Source organism: Streptomyces sp. NPDC051133 (genome assembly GCF_040682635.1).
GTDB lineage: Bacteria > Actinomycetota > Actinomycetes > Streptomycetales > Streptomycetaceae > Streptomyces.
On record NZ_JBFBBK010000018.1, the window covers coordinates 57814 to 75890 of the forward strand.

Consider the following 18077-nt stretch of genomic DNA (forward strand, 5'->3'; position numbering starts at 1 on the left):
GAGGCGGCTCCGTGCGCACGCGCCGAATCCCGCAAGGGAACCGGGGAACCACCACCTTGGGGTGAATCACGCGGACACCGCCGTGAACTGCTTTGAGTCCACGACCGGTATACGCGCGTAGGAGACCTTCCTGCTCCGAACCCGTCAGCTAACCCGGTAGGCGGCGGAAGGAAAGGAGCACGCCCGCGTGGCGTCCAACCGGCCTGCCCCAGAAGCCCCGTTCGTGCCTGCGCAGCGCGAGTCCGAAACGTTCGGTTACGGCGCCTACCGCGCCGACGAGGGCCCCTGGGAGGAGTGGAACCCGACCGAGGACTCCGTCGCCCCGGTCCGCGGCCGGCACCGCGTCGCCAAGCAGCGCGGCGGCTTCGCGCGCAGCTCCACCGTCCTCGGCGTCGGCGTGATGGCCGCGGTCGGCGCGGGCGGCATGGCCAGCGCCAACACCGGCAAGCCGCCGGTCTCCATATCCCTGCCGGACCTGCCGGACCTGCCGTCCTCCGTCGACCACTTCTTCGGCGACGACTCCTCCGGCTCCGACACGCACCAGGCCACCGCCACCGCGCTCAGCAACGTCGGCACCACCGCCGACAGCGACAGCAGCACCGGTGCCGGCGAGGCCCTGCGCAACCGGATCATGGCCCAGGCCGAGCAGCAGCAGAGCAAGGCCGACAGCAAGGCCACCGCCGCCGCGCTCGCCGCTTCCGAGAAGCAGACCGCCGACGCCGCCGCCAAGGCGGAGAAGGACGCCGCCGCCAAGGCCGCCGCCGCCCAGCAGAAGGCGGAGGCCGACGCCAAGAAGGCCGCCGAGGCCGAGCGGCTGGCCGAGCTGGCCAAGCAGTACACGCTGCCGGTCGTCTCGTACACGCTCACCGGAACGTTCGGGCAGCCCGGCTCCATGTGGTCCTCCGGCTACCACACCGGCCTGGACTTCGCCGCTCCCACCGGCACCCTCATCAAGGCGATCCACAGCGGCACGGTCACCCAGGCCGGATGGGCCGGTGCCTACGGCTACCGCACCGTCCTCACCCTGGACGACGGCACCGAGCTGTGGTTCTGCCACCAGTCCTCGATCAACGTCTCGGTCGGCCAGAAGGTCTCCACCGGCGACGTCATCGGCCGCGTCGGTGCCACCGGCAACGTCACCGGCCCGCACCTGCACCTGGAGGTGCACCCGAACGGCCAGGCCACCGCCGTCGACCCGGCGCCCTGGCTGCGGTCGAAGGGCCTCACCCCCTGAGCGTGTCGTTCGTGTGAACACGGCGCCGGCGGCGGAATGCGATCATCCGCCGCCGGCGTTGACATTGAGCATGACTTCTCTGCGCACACTCGGCTCCTCCGACCTCGAGGTCTTCCCGCTCTCCCTCGGCGGCAACGTCTTCGGCTGGACCGCGGACGAGGAGACCTCCTTCGCCGTCCTGGACGCCTACGCGGCCGCCGGCGGCAACTTCATCGACACGGCCGACTCCTACTCCGCCTGGATCGAGGGCAACAAGGGCGGCGAGTCCGAGACGATCATCGGCAAGTGGGTCAAGGCCCGCGGCAACCGCGACGACGTGGTCATCGCCACCAAGGTCAGCCAGCACCCCGAGTACCAGGGCCTGTCCGCCGCCAACATCAAGGCGGCCGCCGACGCCTCCCTGCGCCGCCTGGACACCGACCACATCGACCTCTACTACACCCACTTCGACAAGCCCGAGGTGCCGGTCGAGGAGATCATCGGCGCCCTGGACGAGCTGGTGAAGGCGGGCAAGGTCCGGCACATCGCCGCCTCCAACATCAGCGCCGACCGCCTGAGGGCCTCCCTGGACTTCTCCGACCGCGAGGGCCTGGCCCGGTACGTCGCGCTCCAGCCCCACTACAACCTGGTCTCCCGCGACACCTACGAGGGCCCGCTGCAGGACCTGGCCGCGAAGGAGGGCCTGTCCGCGGTGCCGTACTTCTCGCTCGCCTCGGGCTTCCTGACCGGCAAGTACCGGCCGGGTACGACGGTCGACAGCGCCCGCGCCGAGGGAGCGGCCAAGCACCTGCAGTCCGAGCGCGGCCGGCAGGTCCTCACGGCCCTGGACGAGATCGCGGCCGCCCACGGGGCCCAGGTCGCCACGGTCGCCCTCGCCTGGCTGGCCGCCCAGCCGACGATCACGGCCCCCATCGCCTCGGCCCGCACGGTGGACCAGCTCCCGGCACTGCTGGAGGTGGCCGACCTGAAGCTGACGGACGAGGAGCTGACCCGCCTGACCCGGGCCTCTTCCTGATCCCCCGCCGCCGCCCCTCACCGGACGGCGGCCGGGCGGCTACGGCTGGTACGGGTTGTACGCGGGGTACGAGGGACACGCGGGGTACGGCACCGTCGGATACCCGTACCCCGGCGTCCCGTACGCCGCGGTCCCGTACGCCGCGGTCCCGTACCCCGGGGTCCCGTACCCCGCGGTTCCGTGGGCCGGGTACCCGTAAGGCGGCCAGGGCGCCGCAGGCATCCGTACCGGAGCAGCAGTCCTCGCCGCGTACTCCAGTGCGGGGCCGGAGACGTCCTTGCGCTTCCACAGCTCGTCCAGCAGCTCGCGCTCGCGTACGACGAAGTCGGCGCCGGCCTTGCCCTCCCGCCCCCGCCGCCGCAGGAGCGCCAGCGAGGTGGCGTGGGCCTCGTACCGCGCCACCTCCCGTGCCGCCGGGCGCCCGAGGTGGTGGCGGGCGTAGTCCCGGGCCATCCGCCGCGCCCGCATCGAGCCGAGCGCGAACGGCTCGGCCGGCCCCAGCCACCCCGCCGGCACGTACGCCGGCAGCTCCTCCCGCACCGTCCGCAGCTCGCGCTGGCGCGTCCAGATCGTCAGCCAGGTCAGCAGGCCGAACGCGGGCACCATGAAGGCGCCGTAGATGGCGAAGAAACCGAACTCGCCGAAGGTGGAGGAGCCGTTCCAGGTGGCGTGCATGCTCATGGCGAGCAGCAGCCCGCACAGCGGCAGCAGCACCCGCCGGACGTGCTGGCGCTCCGCGGACAGCGCGGCGATGCCGAAGCCGATGCCGGTGAACACGGTGAACAGGGGGTGCGCGAACGGGGACATCACGATGCGCACGAAGAAGGTCGCGGCGGTGACGGAGGCGATGCCGCGACCGCCGGTGAGCTGGTCGGTCCCGAAGGCCGTGCCGAGATAGAGGATGTTCTCGGTGAACGCGAAGCCGGTGGCGGTGATCCCCGCTATCACCACCCCGTCCACGAGCCCGGTGAAGTCCCGTCTGCGGAAGAGGAAGACCAGCAGCACGGCCGCGGCCTTCGCGGACTCCTCGACGATCGGCGCTATCACGGTGGCGCCCAGGGTGTCGGCGCTCGCCGGGTCGGCGGTGGCGGTGGCTATCCACTTCGTGGCGAAGCTGTTGGCCACGATGGCGATCAGCGCTGCCGCGCACGCCCCCCAGGCGAAGGCGAAGACCAGGTTCCGCCAGGGGCCCGGGGCCACCCGGTCCAGCCACCGGAACGCGCTGATCAGCCAGGGCACGGGCAGCACGGCCAGCCCCAGCCCGACGAGGAACCCCTCGGTGCCGGTCTGCCGCCGCACCAGCGCGAGGATCACCAGCCCGGACAGCGCCAGCAGGGTGATCAGCGCGCCGTACCGTACCCAGGTGCGCTGCCACCAGTGCGGGTGGCGCAGGACGAGGCCCTCGGGGCCCGGGGGATACGTCGGATACGGAGGACTGGTGGCCACGGCATCGACCCTAACGGTGACGGGACGAGGGTCTGGAGCGGTTTATCGGTCCTGATCGGCCCGCTACCGGCCCTGGTGCGGTACGCGCCGGAAGAGCAGATCGTTCACCACATGTCCCTTGTCCAGCCCCTGCCCCTCGAAACGGGTCAGCGGCCGGAACCCGGGACGGGGCGCGAAACCGCCGTCCGCCTGTGTGTTCTCGAAGTCCGGGTGCGCGGTGAGCACCTCGAGCATCTGCTCCGCGTACGGCTCCCAGTCGGTCGCGCAGTGCACGAGCGCGCCGGGCCGCAGCCGGGTGGCGGCGAGCGTCAGGAACTCGGGCTGGATCAGCCGCCGCTTGTGGTGCCGCTTCTTGGGCCAGGGGTCCGGGAAGTACACGCGCAGCCCGTCGAGCGCGTCGGGGGTGAGCATCTCCCGGAGCAGGATGATCGCGTCGCCGTTGCCCACCCGGACGTTGGACAGTCCGTTCTGGTCGGCCAGGTTGAGCAGATTGCCCTGGCCCGGGGTGTGCACGTCCACGGCGAGGATGTCGGTGTCCGGGTCGGCGGCGGCCATCTGCGCGGTGGCCTCGCCCATGCCGAACCCGATCTCCAGCACGACCGGCTTGTCGTTGCCGAACATCTCGGCGAGGTCGATCACCCGCTGCCCGTCGATGTCGAGCCCCCACTGGGGCCACAGCCGCTGGAGCGCGTCGGCCTGCCCGGCGGTCACCCGGCTGCGGCGCGGCTGGAAACTCCGGATCCGCCGCTCGAAGTGGGACCCGGCGGGATCGGCCTTGGGGCCGTCCGGAAAGCGCGGCTCCCCCTTGGCCCGGGTGTGCCGGACGGAGACACCGGGGGCGTGGGAGGTCGGCGCGGGGGCTTCGGGGGCGTTGAGGAAGTCAGACACAGTAGGACAGATTTTACGGCGCGGCCCCGACGAACGGACCGGCGCCCGGGAGGGGCGCCTACAGGGCTCCCAGCATCGCCAGCGCCCGGCGTCCGACCTCCCGCCCGATGGGCAGCGAAGCGGTGGCCGCGGGGGACGGCGCGTTGAGCACGTGCACGGCCCGCGCCCCCTCCCGGATGAGGAAGTCGTCCACCAGCGTCCCGTCCCGCAGCACCGCCTGCGCCCGCACCCCGGCAGGGGCCCGCACCAGATCCCCGGGCTCCGCGGCGGGCAGGAGTCTGCGCACCGCCTCCAGGAACGCCGCCTTGGACACGGACCGCCGCAGCTCCCCGGCCCCGTAGCGCCAGTGCCGCCGGGCGATCACCCACGACCCCGGCCACGCCACCGTCCCGGCCAGCTCCCGGGGCCGTACGACCCCCCAGCCGTACCCCTCCCGGGCCAGCGCCGGAACCGCGTTCGGCCCGATGTGCACGCCTCCGTCGATGCCCCGGGTCAGATGCACCCCGAGGAACGGGAAGGCCGGGTCCGGCACCGGATACACCAGCCCCCGCACCAGCTCGGGCCGCGCCAGCTCGTAGTACTCCCCGCGGAACGGCACGATCCGCACCCCGGGCTCGTCCCCGGTCAGCCGCGCCACCTCGTCGCAGTACAGCCCGGCGCAGTTCACCAGCACGCGCCCGCGTACGACGTCCCCCGCGGAGGTCCGCACGGCGACGCCGCGGTCCGCCCGCCGGTCCACCCGGGCGACCCGCGCCCCGTAGCGGATCTCGGCCCCCGACGCCTGAGCGAGCTGCCGGGCGACCCCGACGAAGTCGCACACGCCGGTGGTGCCGACGTGTATGGCCGCCAGCCCCCGCACCTCCGGCTCGTACTCGCAGATCTGCGCGGGGCCCAGCTCGCGCACCGGGATCCCGTTCTCCCGGCCGCGCTGCACCAGCGCGTGCAGCCGGGGCAGCTCCTCCCGCCCGGTGGCGACGATCAGCTTGCCGGTGACGGCGTGCGCGATGCCGTACTCGGCGCAGAACTTCACCATCTCGGCGGCGCCCCGCACCGCGTACCGGGCCTTGAGCGAGCCCGGACGGTAGTAGATCCCGCTGTGGATGACCCCGCTGTTGCGCCCCGTCTGGTGCCGGGCCGGGCCCGGCTCCTTCTCCAGCACGGTCACCCGCGTCCCCGGCGCGGCGCGCGTGATCGCGTACGCCGTCGACAGCCCGACGATCCCGCCCCCGACCACGAGCACGTCACAGTCGTACGCCCCGACCGGCACCTGCACCACCTCCCACCTCGATAGTGCACTGCGCCACTGACAACGCCTTCAAACGCCGGAGCCGTCGGGTGCTCGTGTCAGCGGTGGGACCCGCCGGGGTCAGGCCGGCGTCACCATCAGCAGCGGCCGGGCCCGCTCGCGCAGCTCCACCACCCGCGGCTCGTCCCCGTACGGCTCCAGCCGGTGCAGCAGATCCCTCACGTACTCGGTCGTCCGCGCCGAGGAGATCCGCCCGGCCACCTCGACCGCCCGCACCCCCTGCTCGCACGCCGCGTCCAGGTTCCCCGACTCCAGCTCGGCCACCGCCGACACCACCAGCCGCAGCCCGTGCGACCGTACGAACTCCTCCGTCGGCTTCGACAGCGCCTGCTCGGTGAAGCGCCGTACCTGCCGGGGCGCCTTCAGATCGCGGTAGCACTCGGCCGCATCGGCGGCGAACCGGTCATATCCATAGAAACCAAGCCAAGAGGGATCGTTGTCACCTTCCCTGGACCGCTCGAGCCACCCCTCCGCCGCCTTCAGCGCCGCACCCGCCGCCTGCGCATCCCCCGCACGCGCGTGTGCCCGCGCCTCCACCAGCCGGAAGAAACTCATCGTGCGCGCGGTCGCCAGCCCGCGGTTCCGCTCCAGCGCGGCCTGCGCCAGGTCGACCCCCTCGTCGCCGAAGCCCCGGTAGGTCGCCTGCAAGGACATGGAGGCGAGCACGTAGCCCCCGAGCGGCACGTCCGCCGCCGCGCGCGCGAGCCGCAGCGCCTGGATGTAGTACCGCTGGGCCGCCTCCTGCTGTCCGGTGTCGAAGGCCATCCACCCCGCGAGCCGGGTGAGTTCCGCGCTGGCGCCGAACAGGGCGCGGCCCACTTCGTCGGAGTAGGAGCCGAGCAGCAGCGGCGCCGCCTCCACCCGCAGGCACTCCGGCACCATCGACGAACGCCAGTCCCCTCCGCCGTACTTGGAGTCCCACCGGCGGGCGTCCTCGGCGGCCTCCTGCAGCTTCTGCACGTCGCTGTGGCCGACTTTGATCGGTGCGCCGGACTCCTCGGCGGAGCCCGCCTCCCGCGCGACCGAGCTGTCGGCGGGGGTTATCAGCCATCGTGAGGCGGGCGTTGCGTATGCGCTCACTGCGAACGATCCGGCGAGCGACTGCCAGATGCCGCCGGAGCCGGCCCGGCGGCCGGCGAGGTCGAGGCGGTACAGCTCCGTCGCCGACCTCACCGCCTGTCCCACGTCTCTGGGGAAGGCCAGGCCCACTTCGGGTGCGGGATCCGCGTCCGCCAGGCCGATCTCGTGGAGCGGCACGGGGCGGCCGAGCTTCTGCCCGATGGCGGCGGCGATGAGGTGCGGTGCCGCGCCCTGGGGCACCATCCCCTTCGACACCCAGCGCGCCACGGACGTCTTGTCGTAGCGAAGAGTCAACCCGCGTTGCGCGCCAAGATCGTTGACGCGTCGCGCGAGTCCTGCGTTGCTGATTCCCGCGAGGGCGAGAACGGCGCCGAGCTTTTCGTTCGGCCCGCGTTGCTCCCTGGACATGCGCCACCCCTCGACACAGACGGCTGCCGCGGTGGCATAACCACGCGGCATTCGTAAACCCAGCGTAGTTCGCCGCATCCCAAGCGTTAAGGGGCATTGTTCCGGATGGCGGGATTGTGGTCCGTACGGAAGTGCGGTCCTGTACGCACCGTGCACGGCCTGTCGCCGCGTGCCCCCGCACGTGTGGCCGTGCGCCCGTCCGTGCGCTCTGGTCCGGCCACCGGGGGAGCGGTTCCATGGCTCTTGCGTGGGTCGGCCCGCTGTACTGGATCCAGTGGGCTGGGGGACACCGCCACCTTCATCCCCGCGGGTGGCGGACCGGTCCGGGAGGCGATGCCCGCCTCCCGGACTGTGCGCGTGTCCGCGCCGCCGCGCGCTCCGCAGGCCTGTACGGAGCGTGCTCAAATCCTGTGCGGCTCAGCATATTTGGCTGAAAATCACCCCCGCCCGACACGGTTGATTTCCGCCCCGACCACGCAAGTTGAGGGCGCGAACGGCGTTTTGGGGGAGCGTGCGGGGGGCGCATTCGCGCCGCACCGATCATGGTCGGCCCACGGCCGCCCCGCACCGCGCGCGTGAACGCCCGCCGGGAATCCCTCGGTCGAAGCCGGTGCCGTCGCCCCTCCACAGCGCGTCCTTCATGGCAGCATGGGGAACCGTTCGTACGGTGCACTTGGTTGTCCACGGTCTGTGGAGGCGTCGATGCGGTGGTTGGTGGGTTGGAGCAGCACCGCCGCGGGCGCCGCCGGGATCGGCACCGCGGGCGCCCTCGGGTACGACGGCGAGACCCTGCACCCGGTCGGCTCCCACCTCCTGTGGGGCGACCCGGATCCGCTGTGGGCGGTCGGCGACTGGCGCCCGGACGAGGTGCGCGTGGTGAGCGCCGACCCGCAGAACAGGATCGCCGTCCTCGGCATCTGCGGCGCCTCCGACGAGGAGCTGCGCCGCGCGCTGTTCACCGCGCGCGGGGGCGCGCTTCGCCACCTGACCGCCTGGCCCGGCAGCTACACGGCCGTCGTGCAGGTGGGCCGGCGCATCACCGTCTGCGGCGATCTCGCGGGCGCGCGCCCGGTCTTCCACACCCCGTGGGCCGGCGGCACGGCCTACGCCACCGCCGCCCTGCCCCTCGCCGACCTCATCGAGGCCAACCTCGACTTCGGACACCTGGCCGCCCTGCTCGCCGCCCCCGACGTCCCGGCCGCGCTGCGCGACACCACCCCGTACGAGGGCGTACGGCGGGTGCCGCCGGGGCATGCGCTGGTGCTGCGCGCCGGATCGCGCGAGGTCGCCGGCTACGAGCCGGTCGCCTCCCTCGCCGTGGCCGCGCCCCCCGCCGACCCCGACCGCGCCGTGGACGCCGTACGGGACGCCCTCGTGGAGGCGGTCCGTGCCCGGCTGGCGGCACCCCGGCACGTGCCCGGCCTCGACCCCGGCCCGGTGCCCGGCATGGGTCCCGCCGAGCGGCGCGCCGCGCGCGGGATGCCGGTGCCGGGCATCGGCGCCGACCTGTCCGGCGGACCGGCCTCCGGCACGCTGGCCCTGCTGGCCGCGGGGCTCCCGGGCAGACCGGGCACCCTGCTGGGGCACGGCACGGGCGCCGGCGAGCGGCTCGTCGCGGTCACCTTCAACGACCTCGCCGTCGGCGGGCGCGAGGCCGAGCTCGAACGTGCGGGCGCCCTCGCCGCCAACCCGCGCCTGCACCACGTGGTGGTCACCGGAGGCGAGGAGACCCTGCCCTACGCCGACCTCGACGGCCCGCTCACCGACGAGCCCGGACCCTCCCTGGTCATGGCCGGCCGGCACCGCGCCCGCCTCGCCGCCGGCAGCGCCGACCACTTCACCGGCCACGGCGCCCGCCAGGTCCTGGACGCCCACCCCGCCCGCCTCGCCGACCTCCTCATGGACCGCAGGCGCCGCCATCTGGTCCGGCCGGTGGCCGCGCTGGCCAAGGCCGACGGCTCGGTGCTGGTCCCCGCGCGCGTGTACGGCGCGGCCCGCCGCCTGGCCCGTACCCCTTACCGGGCGGGCCTGGAGGAGCTGTCCGAGCGGCTGATGCGGCGCCGCTTCGAGGAGCCCAAGGGAGCGGTCGGCGCGTCCCTCGCGGCACTGGGCTGGGCGAGACCCGGGCCGGCGGCCCGCTGGCTGACGGGCGAGGCGCTGGCTGAAGTATCGGTTCTGCTGCAGGTGGAGGCGGACCGGTCCGCCGGGTCCGGCGACCGGCGCCCCGGCGACCACCGCGCGCGTGCCGCCCTCACCCGCTACGCCGCCGACCTGCGCGTCCTGGAACAGGCCGCCGAGATCCGCTCCCAGCGCCTGCACGCGCCCTTCCTCGACAACCAGGTCGTCCGAGCGTGCCGCGCCCTCCCCGAGGCGCTGCGCGTGCAGCCCGGTGCCCGCGCGGCCGTCCTCCGTACGGTCCTGGAGGGCGCCGGCGTCACCGACCTCCCGCCCGGCTGGGGCACCCCCTCCCACGCCTCGTCCGCGGCGGCCACGCGCGCCGGGGGTCCCGATCGCGCCGACCCCCACCCCGGTCAACTCGCCGACCTGCGCGCCGACATGAACCTCCTGGACGGTGCGATCGAGGAACCCGGCTCCCCCCGCTCCCTGGCCCACATCGGACAGCCTGACGCCCCCTCCGACGGTCGCGCGGCTGTACGGACCCATGAGAGGAGCACGCGGTGACGACGGCCGCGTACCGCCCGCGAGACGACAAGCTCACGCTCGCGGAGATCTGCAAGGACCTGAAGATCTCGCGCTCCACCTTCTACGACTGGCGCGCGAAGGGGCGAGCCCCTCGCTGTATCAAGCTGCCCAACGGTGACATCCGGGTCCGGCGCAGCGACTACGAACACTGGCTGGACGACCGGGAGGACGCCGCCTGATGGACGGCACGACGTACAACGTCAAGATTTGGAAGACGGCGGTCTACAAGGGCAAGCGCAAGACGACCCACACCGTCCGATGGGAGTTGGACGGCAAGGAGTGGCGAGCGCCGTTCGACACGAAGGCACTGGCGGACGCCTTCCGCTCCGAGCTGGTCAGTGCCACGCGCCGTGGCGAGGCATTCAGCCTCGCCACGGGGCGGCCCGTCTCGCACCAGTCCGGGGCGAGCGCGGTGAACTGGTACGACTTCGCCGTCCACTTTGCGGATGCCCAGTGGCACCGGACCGGCGGAAACAACCGCAAGAACACGTCGAAAGCCCTCATGACAGCCACCGTTGCTCTGCTGCAGACACCGCCGGCGGCGTTCCGGCCGGTCGACGTACGCACTGCGCTGCGGGAGTTCGCGTTCAACACGCGGCGCCGGGAGGACGCCCCACCCGACGTGGTCACCATCCTGAAGTGGGTGGAGCGCAACACTCTGACCATGGCGGCATGGGAGGACCCCGCCAAGGTTGACGAGGTACTTCGGGCCGTCGGCTCGAAGTTGGACGGCACGCGTGCCGCGGCAAGCTCCGTCAAGCGCAACCGGCGGATCCTGAACGTGGCCATGGAGTACGCCGTCAAGCACCGGATTCTGCGGGCGAATCCCCTGCCGAAGGGGAGAGGGGCGGCGCCCAAGACGTCATCCGCGGTCGACAAGAGGTCTCTGCTCAACCCGGAACAGGCGGCGCGCCTGCTGGGCTGGGTACGCCGGCGTCCCCGCGGTGGCGATCGGCTCCACGCCTTCTTCGCCACGATGTACTACGCCGGGCCACGCCCGGAAGAGGTTGTGGCGATGGGCGTTGCGGACGTCCGCCTGCCTGCCGAGGATGCCGAAGACCAGTGGTGCGAGTTGCTGTTCCACACCGCTCAGCCGGAGGTCGGGAAGAACTGGACGGATGACGGCGAGATCCATGAAGAGCGCGGGCTGAAGGGACGCGCTTCGGATGACACGCGCGTCGTGCCGGGGCACCCGTCGCTGACGCGGATCCTGCGCGAGCACATCAAGGCAGAGAGCCTGAAGCCGGGAGATCTGCTGTTCCAGGGCGAGAAGGGCGGCATGCTCGCAGGCTCGGTCATCCGCCGGGCCTGGCGGACCGCCCGCGCCGAAGTGCTCTCTCCGGAGGAATTCGCCTCACCGCTCGGCAAGCGGGTGTACGACCTGCGGCACACCTGCCTGACCAACTGGCTCAACGACGGCATCCCGCCGGCGCAGGTGGCCGAGTGGGCGGGCAACAGCGTGCCCGTGCTGCTGGCCGTCTACGCCCGGTGCATCTCGGGGCAGCTCCGGGACCTCAAGAAGCGGATTCTGGCGCGCGGGGATCTTCCCGATCTGCCTGAGACCGCCTGACGGCGCCCGGAGAACTTCCCCGCGTATTCACCGCAGCCACCCGCAGAAACCCGGTGACAGCCGGACAGCGCCGGACTCTCCCCGCGATCACCGGGGTGGGTCCGGCGCTCCTTTGCGTGGGGCCGCACCCCTCCTGACCAGCAAAAAGCCCTCCCGATGGGAGGGCTGACAGTGGGCGCCCCCGGCAGGACTCGAACCTGCGGCCAAGCGCTTAGAAGGTGTGCGAGGTTTAGCGATGTGCTCACCTGCGTCTTCGCAGGTCGCTCGGAACCAAACTAAGGAAAGGCGCTTGGCGTGAGATTCCTGAGAGATTGACGCGATCCGTTCCCCCGAACGGGCCCGCCCCGGCTGCCACTGTACGGACAGCCGGGGCGGTATGGACGCGACTCCGTGCTCTTGACGGAACGGGCCTCGCGCGTGAGGTGCCTATCGCGTCCGGATGTGGGGGGACGTCGGTCTGACTCCCGGGTGACGCATCCTCCTGCGTGCATATGCCAAGCACTCAGCATATTCGCATCTGCGTTCGAGGATGGAAGGGGGTGCCCGGCGGGACGTCGGGGGAAGCGTCGACCGCCGGACACCCCGGCTTAGGGACGCTGGGCGCCGAGCAGCTCGATCTCGATCGCGAGCGCGCCGAGCGCCTCTTTCTCGGGCGGGTAGATACCGCGAATGTTCACGAGCTGCTGCTCGCGGCTCGCGGTCGGGTTCACGTTCGCCGGCCCCTCGCCGTCGAGCAGCGCCTCGAAGTCCGGATACGCGGTCACCCGCAGCACCCGAACGTCGCACGTCTCGTCGGTGCCCTTGATCCGGAACCGGATCGTGTCGCCCGCGGCCATGTCAGCAAGGTGCGGGTACCGCACCCGAACCTCGATCGTCTTGCGGCCGGCGGCGACGAGGTCGAAGTACCGGCGGTACAGATTCAACTCGTGCATGCGGTCAGTCGTGGTGTCGCTCATGTAGCGGTGACGCTCCTCGTAGGTTGGGACATCAGGCGGCCAAGCTCGCCAGCCGAGTACGCGCGGAAGAAGTGGCGCGGATCGGCGAGCAACACGTCGGCCATGCCGAGCAGCCGGTCGGCGTACTCGGGCAACGAGCCCGGCCACAGTCGGGTGTCGAGCATCCACGGCGCCGAGCCGTCCGGCAACGGCGCCTTGCCGTCCCGTATGAGCGACTTGGACAGCTTCGCGCCCGTGTCCGTGACGACCTGCGGGCAGAACAGACGGGTCGGCAGTTGGGCACCGACGAGGCCGATCGCAGTCAGCGCGTTGTCGACTAGGGTCGAGCCGAACACCCAGTCGCCGCCCTTCACCATCACGCACAGGCGGTCGCGGTCGGCGGTCGAGGCGACCTCTTTGACGAGGTTCCGGTACAGCGTTGCGAGGTCGAGGTAACCGCCGCCGGTCGGGTCGATGATGACCTCGTAGGGCCCGTGGTGCAGGCAGACCGCATGCACCTCAGCGTGATCGGTGTCGAGCAGGACGCGGGTTCGTTCGGCGTACTTCTCAGCCCAGCCACAGCCCGGCGTCGGGCAAGGAACGCGCACGTGGGGGACACCGTGCGACGGATCGAGCCACCAGCGGGCGGCGTCGATGCGACGGTGTACACGTAACCAGGTGCGCCGGTACTGCTCGTGCTGCTGCTGCCGCGAGTACATCTCGATCGAGTACGGGATCGAGAGCCGCCCGGACAGTGCGTCGAATAGCGGTCGGTACAGCTCGTCGACCTGGTCGGCGAGGGCTGCCTCGCCGAGCGCCTGCGCGTAAGCGCGCTGAAAACGGTGCCCGGACGCCGGGTCGACGACGACCTCGTGCGGTGCATTGTCGAGGGCACCGAACAGCACCTCGACGGGAACATCGAAGCGTTCCCGAACCCGTGCCGCAGCGGCGAATGAGAGGGAATGCACGAGGGACGTACCGAGGTGCGGAACGCCGTTGATCTGCGTCCCGACGACGAACGTCACCCGCGCCGGGCGCATCGTCCGTATACGGGGTGCGAGGACGTCCTCTGCCGAGCTGAGCGCGTTCGCGAGCACGGTGTTCGGTGAGACGGGGTGAGCAGTCATGTTCTATCCCTCGGTTGGTGAACGGGACTGCGCCGCCGGGGTGGCGACCGGGATTACTGCAGAGCGGGGATCGCGGTGTGTGCGGCGTGCGGCGACTCGACGCCGGGCCAGTGGCGAGCGTCACGGGCGACGCGGGCACCGGCGAACCGAATCCGGCCCGTCGCGCCGGCCCGCTCGATGTACTCGTCGACCTCGGCGCCGTGTGCGCCGGGCGACAGGGGATCGAGTCCTACGGCGAGCAACACGAGACCGAGACCGGTGATGATCTGGCCCCAGCGGGGGGCACGCGCGGTCAGTGCGTGCGGGGTGCCGTCGAGGCGGACCAGGACAACGCCGCGGTGTATTGCGACGCGCGGACCGACGTCCGGCAGCTCGCGGTCGGGGCGGCCGGCGCCGAGAGCCTGCGCGACCCCCCGCATGCGAGCCTCGATCGCCTCGGGGGTGTCGTCGTCGCGGCGGGGGGTCGGGTGGGTGATCAGCATGGGGGCGAAGTGCTGCCCGGCGGCCGTGTGGTCGATCCATGGGCGGATGCCGAGCGACGCGATCACGCCCGGCGTGGGGACGATGGGGGCGACGGGGATGATCATAGGGCGGCGTCCGTGGGGATGGAGTCAAGCGCCGCGGCGTACGCCTCGTGCAGCAGATCGGCGTCGGTGAGTGGCACACACTCCTGCGGCGAGACGATCCACGAGTGCCCCGCTTGCGTATGGGGGGCGACCATGGAGGGGTGCGGTACGGCGACAGTTCCCCCAGTGAGCACGTAAGAGTCGGGCAGCAGCCAATCGGCCACCGAGCCGACCGGCACGAGCACCTCGACGCCGTCGGGGGTGTGCTGCACCGGGCCGACCGGTGTGCCGTTCTCCTGCATGCGCCGAACGGTCTTCCAGCCGAGTGCGCGAGGCAGGCGTACGACGTGCCATGCCTTGCCGACGGGGACCTCGACGAGTTCGCCTCGGTCCCATGCCGCGACGGCGATGACGGCGCTCGCGCCGGTCTGACTTACCCAGTTGAGCGGCGTGAACCCGTCGAGTCCGCCGACCGCGGCGGCAGCGAGTTCGGAACGCCGGATGTGCCGCTGTGTCGCGCTGTCGGTCATCGCCCTGCCCTTCGGATCGGGGGACGGGCGGCGGAGCTGCGGGGCAGCCCGAGCAGAAACGCGACGCGCTCGGCGGTCGCGGTCTCGTCGCCCTGCTCGCCGATCTCGTATCCGTAGTCGGTGAGGTACCGCCCGCCGTGCGCGGTGACGATCTCGCCGAGTCCGGGGTGCAGGGGATTCGTCACGCTTACAGCGTGATGATCCTGATTCGTCACAGACAGCCCGCGCGCTTCGAGCTGTTCGGCCAGAATGGCCGAGGCGGTCATCGCTTCCATGCCTCGATCCCACAGCAGCGCGTGAAGTCGCAGGATCTGACAACCTATGACACGGAGTTGATCAATGCCTCTAGCTGCAGCGATTACCGGAACTCGGGAGACCGGGCACCGGGAACTCACCTGGTTCGGCGACCTGTTCGGCACCTACCTCGCGCCGTGGGCGAGAGATGACGCGCACTTCTTCATCGGCGGCGCGAAGGGCATCGACAGCCTTACTCTGCTCTGGCTCGCTGGGCACTCGAAGAGCCGGATAACGGTCGTCGTGCCGGGCACGGTCGCACAGCAGCCGGCCGAAGCGCGGCAGGCGATCGAGCGGTGTCGCGACCGGCTCGCCGAAGTCGTCGAACTCGGCGCTGCCGAGCTGCGCACCCCGGCGTATCACGCCCGGAACCGGTACATGGTCGACCGGGCGCAGATGGTGCTCGGCTTCCCGCGCGAGGGACCCGAGGGCACCTCGGGCACTTGGCAGACGATCAACTATGCAGCCTCACGGGGGAAACCACGACTGATCGTGCCCGTATGACCTACGCAGCGTGCATCATGAGGACATGAGCGCGCACGACAGCCTCGTCGGCGCCGCCACACTCAAACGGTTACGGCTCGCCCGCGGCTGGTCCCTCACCGGCCTCGCCCGAGCCCTCGTCGGCAAGGCTGCCGAACTCGGGCAGCCACTCGACGCCAGCGTCGCGAGTGTGCAGCGGTCCGTCGCCCGGTGGGAATCCAGTAAGGCGCCGATCCTGCCCGGCGAGCGGTATCAACTGCTGCTCGCCCACGTGTACGCCCGCAGCGCCGACGGGCAGACGTCGCTCGGCGCCGGGTCCGACTTCGGCGAGCTGCTCGACGCGCTCGCGCATCTCGGCGAGAGCGAGCACCGGCTCGACGAGCTGCGCACGCTGCTGGTGCGTACTGCGACCGACGGCGGCGGCGGGCTGCTCGCGCTGCTCGGCCCGGCGACGCAGCACGCCCTCTCGTCCGCCCTCGCCGATCCTTCACGACTCGACGAGGGGCTGCTCGCCGACATGCGGCTCGCCGTCGGCGATGTGAACGGGCAAGTCGGAAGCGTGCCGTTCGTGCGGGTGCAGCTCTTGCTCGCTCCGATCGTCGAGTCGTGCCGCCGGCTGCTCGACGCAGCCGTGCCCGAGCCGCTACTGCCTGGCCTGCAGGCTGTCGCCGCACAGGCATTCACCATGGCCGGACGAGCAGCGTTCGAGACCCGCGACGACGCTGCAGCCCGAGCGCTGTACGCCGAAGCGACCGCAGCCGCAGGCGGTACCGGCTCGTCGTGGCGCCGGTCCGTCGTCCACATGAGTCACGCCCTGGTCACCCTGTACTCGACGCCCGGAATCGAAGCGGCACAGCGGCTCGTCGACGCCGCGGTGCGCGACGCTCGCGCGGGCGAGAGTGTGACGATCCGAGCCCGAGCGCACGCCCTGCAGGCGGAGATCGCGGCCCGCGCTGGCGCCGAGCGGAACGCGCGAGCGGCGCTCGCTCTCGCCTGGTACGACATGGACAGCGACCGCGACGGCGATCCGGCGCCGACGTCGTTCTCGCCTGCGCACCTGCGCGGCTTCGAGGGCGTCACCTCGCTTTACGTCGGCGACCCCGGCGAGGCTCACGACTACTTCGCGCGATCGGCTGAGGCGCTGCAGGCGCCGCGCGAGCGCGTGCAGCGGGCGATCGTGGCCACCGATCAGGCACTCGCTCGTATCCGGCTCGACGAGCCTGAGTCGGCGGCCGAGCTGCTGCACGGATGCATCGACGCAGCTTCGGCGACCGGCGGCCGGGTTGCCTCGATCAGGCTGCGCCGTGCCCGCAGCGATCTGCGTCCGTGGCGCCGCGAGGATTGGTTCGCCGATCTTGACGATCACCTGATCGACTCACTCGGCGCGTAGCCGATTCCGGACGCACGAAAGCGCCCCTGCCCGGCCGTGAGGCCAGACAGGGGCGCGCTGTTCATGCGATGCGGCGGCGCTCGGCGGGCAGCCCGAGCAGCGTCGACGAGGTGCTCGGCGACGGGTCGCTCGGCTGCGGTGCGCCATCGCGGCGGCAGACGAGCGCGTCGGGATCGTCGGCGGGCGCCTGCAGGGTGTACCCGTCCGGGCACGTCTGTCCGTCGCGGCCGTCGGCGCCGTCCTTTCCGTCGGCGCCGTCCTTGCCTGGCGGGCCTGCGGGGCCTGCGGGTCCTGCGGGGCCGGTCGGACCGGCGGGACCAGGCGGACCCGTGACCGTTGCCCCGGGCTCGCCCGGCGCACCCGGTGCACCCGACGGACCGGCCGGACCAGGCGACGGCGTGATCGTCGGCGCTGCCTTCCCCGGCTCGCCCTGCGGACCGCGGGGCCCGGCAGGGCCGGGGATCGGCACCGGCACCTCGGCCCGCGCGGGCAGATCGTCGACCGCCCGCGACGGATCGGGCGCGGCTGGCGTGCCGCCTTTCGCCGTGATCTGCGCCCGCAGCACCCGCACGTCGGTCGCCAGCGTGCTTACCGCGTCGCCGCGCAGGTTCGCCTCGTCGGCGAGGGCGTCTGCGCGGCTCGCTTCGGCGTCGATCCGCAGCCACACGAGCAGCACGGCGCCGGACAGCACGAGCAGCACGGCGGCGACCGCGAGCGAGCGCCACCGCTGCGCGAGGACCGGCTGAGCATGTCGACGCTTCACGTGGGTTGCCCTCCAAGCTCGACGAGCTGCTCGCGCAGCCGCACTTTCTCGGCTGTGAGCGCCGTGATCTGCTCGTGCAGCCCGGCCTTGTCGGCCCGCTCACTGGCGAGTTCGGCGTACGCCGCCGCGAGTAGCCGTTCGGTCTCGACGAGCCGGTCGCGCAGCTTGTCGCGCTCTTCCTGCAGGTTGTCGACGAGCGTCGAGTACCCGCCGAGGACGGCGCCGGACTGCGAGGCAGCGTTCGCGCCACGGTGCCCGACCAGGGCGGCGGCAGCCGCTGCGAGCCCGACCACCATGGTTCCGACGGCGCCGAGCGTCGCAGCGTCCACGCGGGACCTC

At 72.0% G+C, this 18077-nt stretch carries 17 protein-coding genes, 1 pseudogene and 1 riboswitch; of the genes and pseudogenes, 7 read left to right on the forward strand and 11 right to left on the reverse strand.

Annotated features, from left to right (window positions below; translation table 11 throughout):
• The first annotated feature begins 10 nt into the window (after nucleotides 1-10).
• Nucleotides 11-180, forward strand: a riboswitch (cyclic di-AMP (ydaO/yuaA leader).
• Between the two features lie 7 nt (nucleotides 181-187).
• Both AB0N17_RS19905 and AB0N17_RS19910 read left to right on the forward strand, forming a co-directional pair.
• Nucleotides 188-1234 (forward strand): M23 family metallopeptidase, encoded by a 1047-nt coding sequence (locus AB0N17_RS19905; protein WP_366012682.1) that lies wholly within the window; start codon nucleotides 188-190, stop codon nucleotides 1232-1234.
• A gap of 70 nt (nucleotides 1235-1304) precedes the next feature.
• The gene (locus AB0N17_RS19910) at nucleotides 1305-2249 is read left to right on the forward strand and encodes an aldo/keto reductase (protein WP_366012683.1); all 945 of its coding nucleotides are present in this window, start codon (nucleotides 1305-1307) and stop codon (nucleotides 2247-2249) included.
• A 39-nt stretch (nucleotides 2250-2288) separates the two neighbouring features.
• On the opposite strand, the gene AB0N17_RS19915 is transcribed toward AB0N17_RS19910, so the two are convergent.
• The 4 genes from AB0N17_RS19915 to AB0N17_RS19930 form a co-directional block, all read right to left on the reverse strand.
• The gene (locus AB0N17_RS19915) at nucleotides 2289-3695 is read right to left on the reverse strand and encodes a PrsW family intramembrane metalloprotease (RefSeq protein WP_366012684.1); all 1407 of its coding nucleotides are present in this window, start codon (nucleotides 3693-3695) and stop codon (nucleotides 2289-2291) included.
• 63 nt (nucleotides 3696-3758) lie between these two features.
• Nucleotides 3759-4583, reverse strand: a complete 825-nt coding sequence (trmB, locus tag AB0N17_RS19920) for a tRNA (guanosine(46)-N7)-methyltransferase TrmB (protein ID WP_366012685.1) — start codon at nucleotides 4581-4583, stop codon at nucleotides 3759-3761.
• 58 nt (nucleotides 4584-4641) lie between these two features.
• Entirely contained in the window at nucleotides 4642-5859 is a 1218-nt protein-coding gene (gene lhgO, locus AB0N17_RS19925) for an L-2-hydroxyglutarate oxidase (protein ID WP_366012686.1), read from the reverse strand.
• 90 nt (nucleotides 5860-5949) lie between these two features.
• Nucleotides 5950-7377, reverse strand: a complete 1428-nt coding sequence (locus AB0N17_RS19930; protein ID WP_366012687.1) for an MFS transporter — start codon at nucleotides 7375-7377, stop codon at nucleotides 5950-5952.
• A 702-nt stretch (nucleotides 7378-8079) separates the two neighbouring features.
• On the opposite strand from AB0N17_RS19930, the pseudogene AB0N17_RS19935 reads away from it, so the two are divergent.
• From AB0N17_RS19935 to AB0N17_RS19945, 3 genes and pseudogenes are all read left to right on the forward strand, one after another.
• Nucleotides 8080-9867 (forward strand): annotated as a pseudogene (locus AB0N17_RS19935) (asparagine synthase-related protein); the annotation flags it as partial.
• A 188-nt stretch (nucleotides 9868-10055) separates the two neighbouring features.
• On the forward strand, nucleotides 10056-10259 hold the full coding sequence (locus AB0N17_RS19940) for a helix-turn-helix domain-containing protein (protein ID WP_366012688.1): 204 nt from the start codon (nucleotides 10056-10058) through the stop codon (nucleotides 10257-10259).
• On the forward strand, nucleotides 10259-11650 hold the full coding sequence (locus AB0N17_RS19945) for a site-specific integrase (RefSeq protein ID WP_366012689.1): 1392 nt from the start codon (nucleotides 10259-10261) through the stop codon (nucleotides 11648-11650). Before AB0N17_RS19940 ends, AB0N17_RS19945 begins: the two co-directional genes overlap by 1 nt.
• A gap of 587 nt (nucleotides 11651-12237) precedes the next feature.
• On the opposite strand, the gene AB0N17_RS19950 is transcribed toward AB0N17_RS19945, so the two are convergent.
• Genes AB0N17_RS19950 through AB0N17_RS19970 form a run of 5 tightly spaced genes read right to left on the reverse strand, consistent with a single transcriptional unit; the run spans nucleotide 12238 to nucleotide 14993 of the window.
• Nucleotides 12238-12606: an ASCH domain-containing protein gene (locus AB0N17_RS19950; RefSeq protein ID WP_366012690.1), complete on the reverse strand. Its 369-nt coding sequence runs from the start codon at nucleotides 12604-12606 to the stop codon at nucleotides 12238-12240.
• The gene (locus AB0N17_RS19955) at nucleotides 12603-13712 is read right to left on the reverse strand and encodes a hypothetical protein (RefSeq protein WP_366012691.1); all 1110 of its coding nucleotides are present in this window, start codon (nucleotides 13710-13712) and stop codon (nucleotides 12603-12605) included. The genes AB0N17_RS19950 and AB0N17_RS19955 overlap by 4 nt, the downstream gene beginning before the upstream one ends.
• Nucleotides 13713-13765: 53 nt before the next feature.
• Complete coding sequence (locus tag AB0N17_RS19960; protein WP_366012692.1) at nucleotides 13766-14299, reverse strand: hypothetical protein; 534 nt, start codon at nucleotides 14297-14299, stop codon at nucleotides 13766-13768.
• Complete coding sequence (locus AB0N17_RS19965) at nucleotides 14296-14808, reverse strand: hypothetical protein (RefSeq protein ID WP_366012693.1); 513 nt, start codon at nucleotides 14806-14808, stop codon at nucleotides 14296-14298. Before AB0N17_RS19965 ends, AB0N17_RS19960 begins: the two co-directional genes overlap by 4 nt.
• Nucleotides 14805-14993 carry a hypothetical protein gene (locus AB0N17_RS19970; protein ID WP_366012694.1) on the reverse strand — a complete coding sequence of 63 codons (189 nt, stop codon included), beginning with the start codon at nucleotides 14991-14993 and terminating at the stop codon, nucleotides 14805-14807. The genes AB0N17_RS19965 and AB0N17_RS19970 overlap by 4 nt, the downstream gene beginning before the upstream one ends.
• Nucleotides 14994-15147: 154 nt before the next feature.
• Between AB0N17_RS19970 and AB0N17_RS19975 the strand changes: the two genes are divergently transcribed.
• Both AB0N17_RS19975 and AB0N17_RS19980 read left to right on the forward strand, forming a co-directional pair.
• On the forward strand, nucleotides 15148-15606 hold the full coding sequence (locus tag AB0N17_RS19975) for a hypothetical protein (RefSeq protein WP_366012695.1): 459 nt from the start codon (nucleotides 15148-15150) through the stop codon (nucleotides 15604-15606).
• Between the two features lie 25 nt (nucleotides 15607-15631).
• Entirely contained in the window at nucleotides 15632-16975 is a 1344-nt protein-coding gene (locus AB0N17_RS19980; protein WP_366012696.1) for a hypothetical protein, read from the forward strand.
• A 61-nt stretch (nucleotides 16976-17036) separates the two neighbouring features.
• Here AB0N17_RS19980 and AB0N17_RS19985 read toward each other — a convergent pair whose 3' ends face one another.
• Together AB0N17_RS19985 and AB0N17_RS19990 are read right to left on the reverse strand one after the other, a co-directional pair.
• Complete coding sequence (locus AB0N17_RS19985) at nucleotides 17037-17738, reverse strand: collagen-like protein (RefSeq protein WP_366012697.1); 702 nt, start codon at nucleotides 17736-17738, stop codon at nucleotides 17037-17039.
• On the reverse strand, nucleotides 17735-18067 hold the full coding sequence (locus AB0N17_RS19990) for a hypothetical protein (protein ID WP_366012698.1): 333 nt from the start codon (nucleotides 18065-18067) through the stop codon (nucleotides 17735-17737). Before AB0N17_RS19990 ends, AB0N17_RS19985 begins: the two co-directional genes overlap by 4 nt.
• Nucleotides 18068-18077 lie beyond the last annotated feature (10 nt).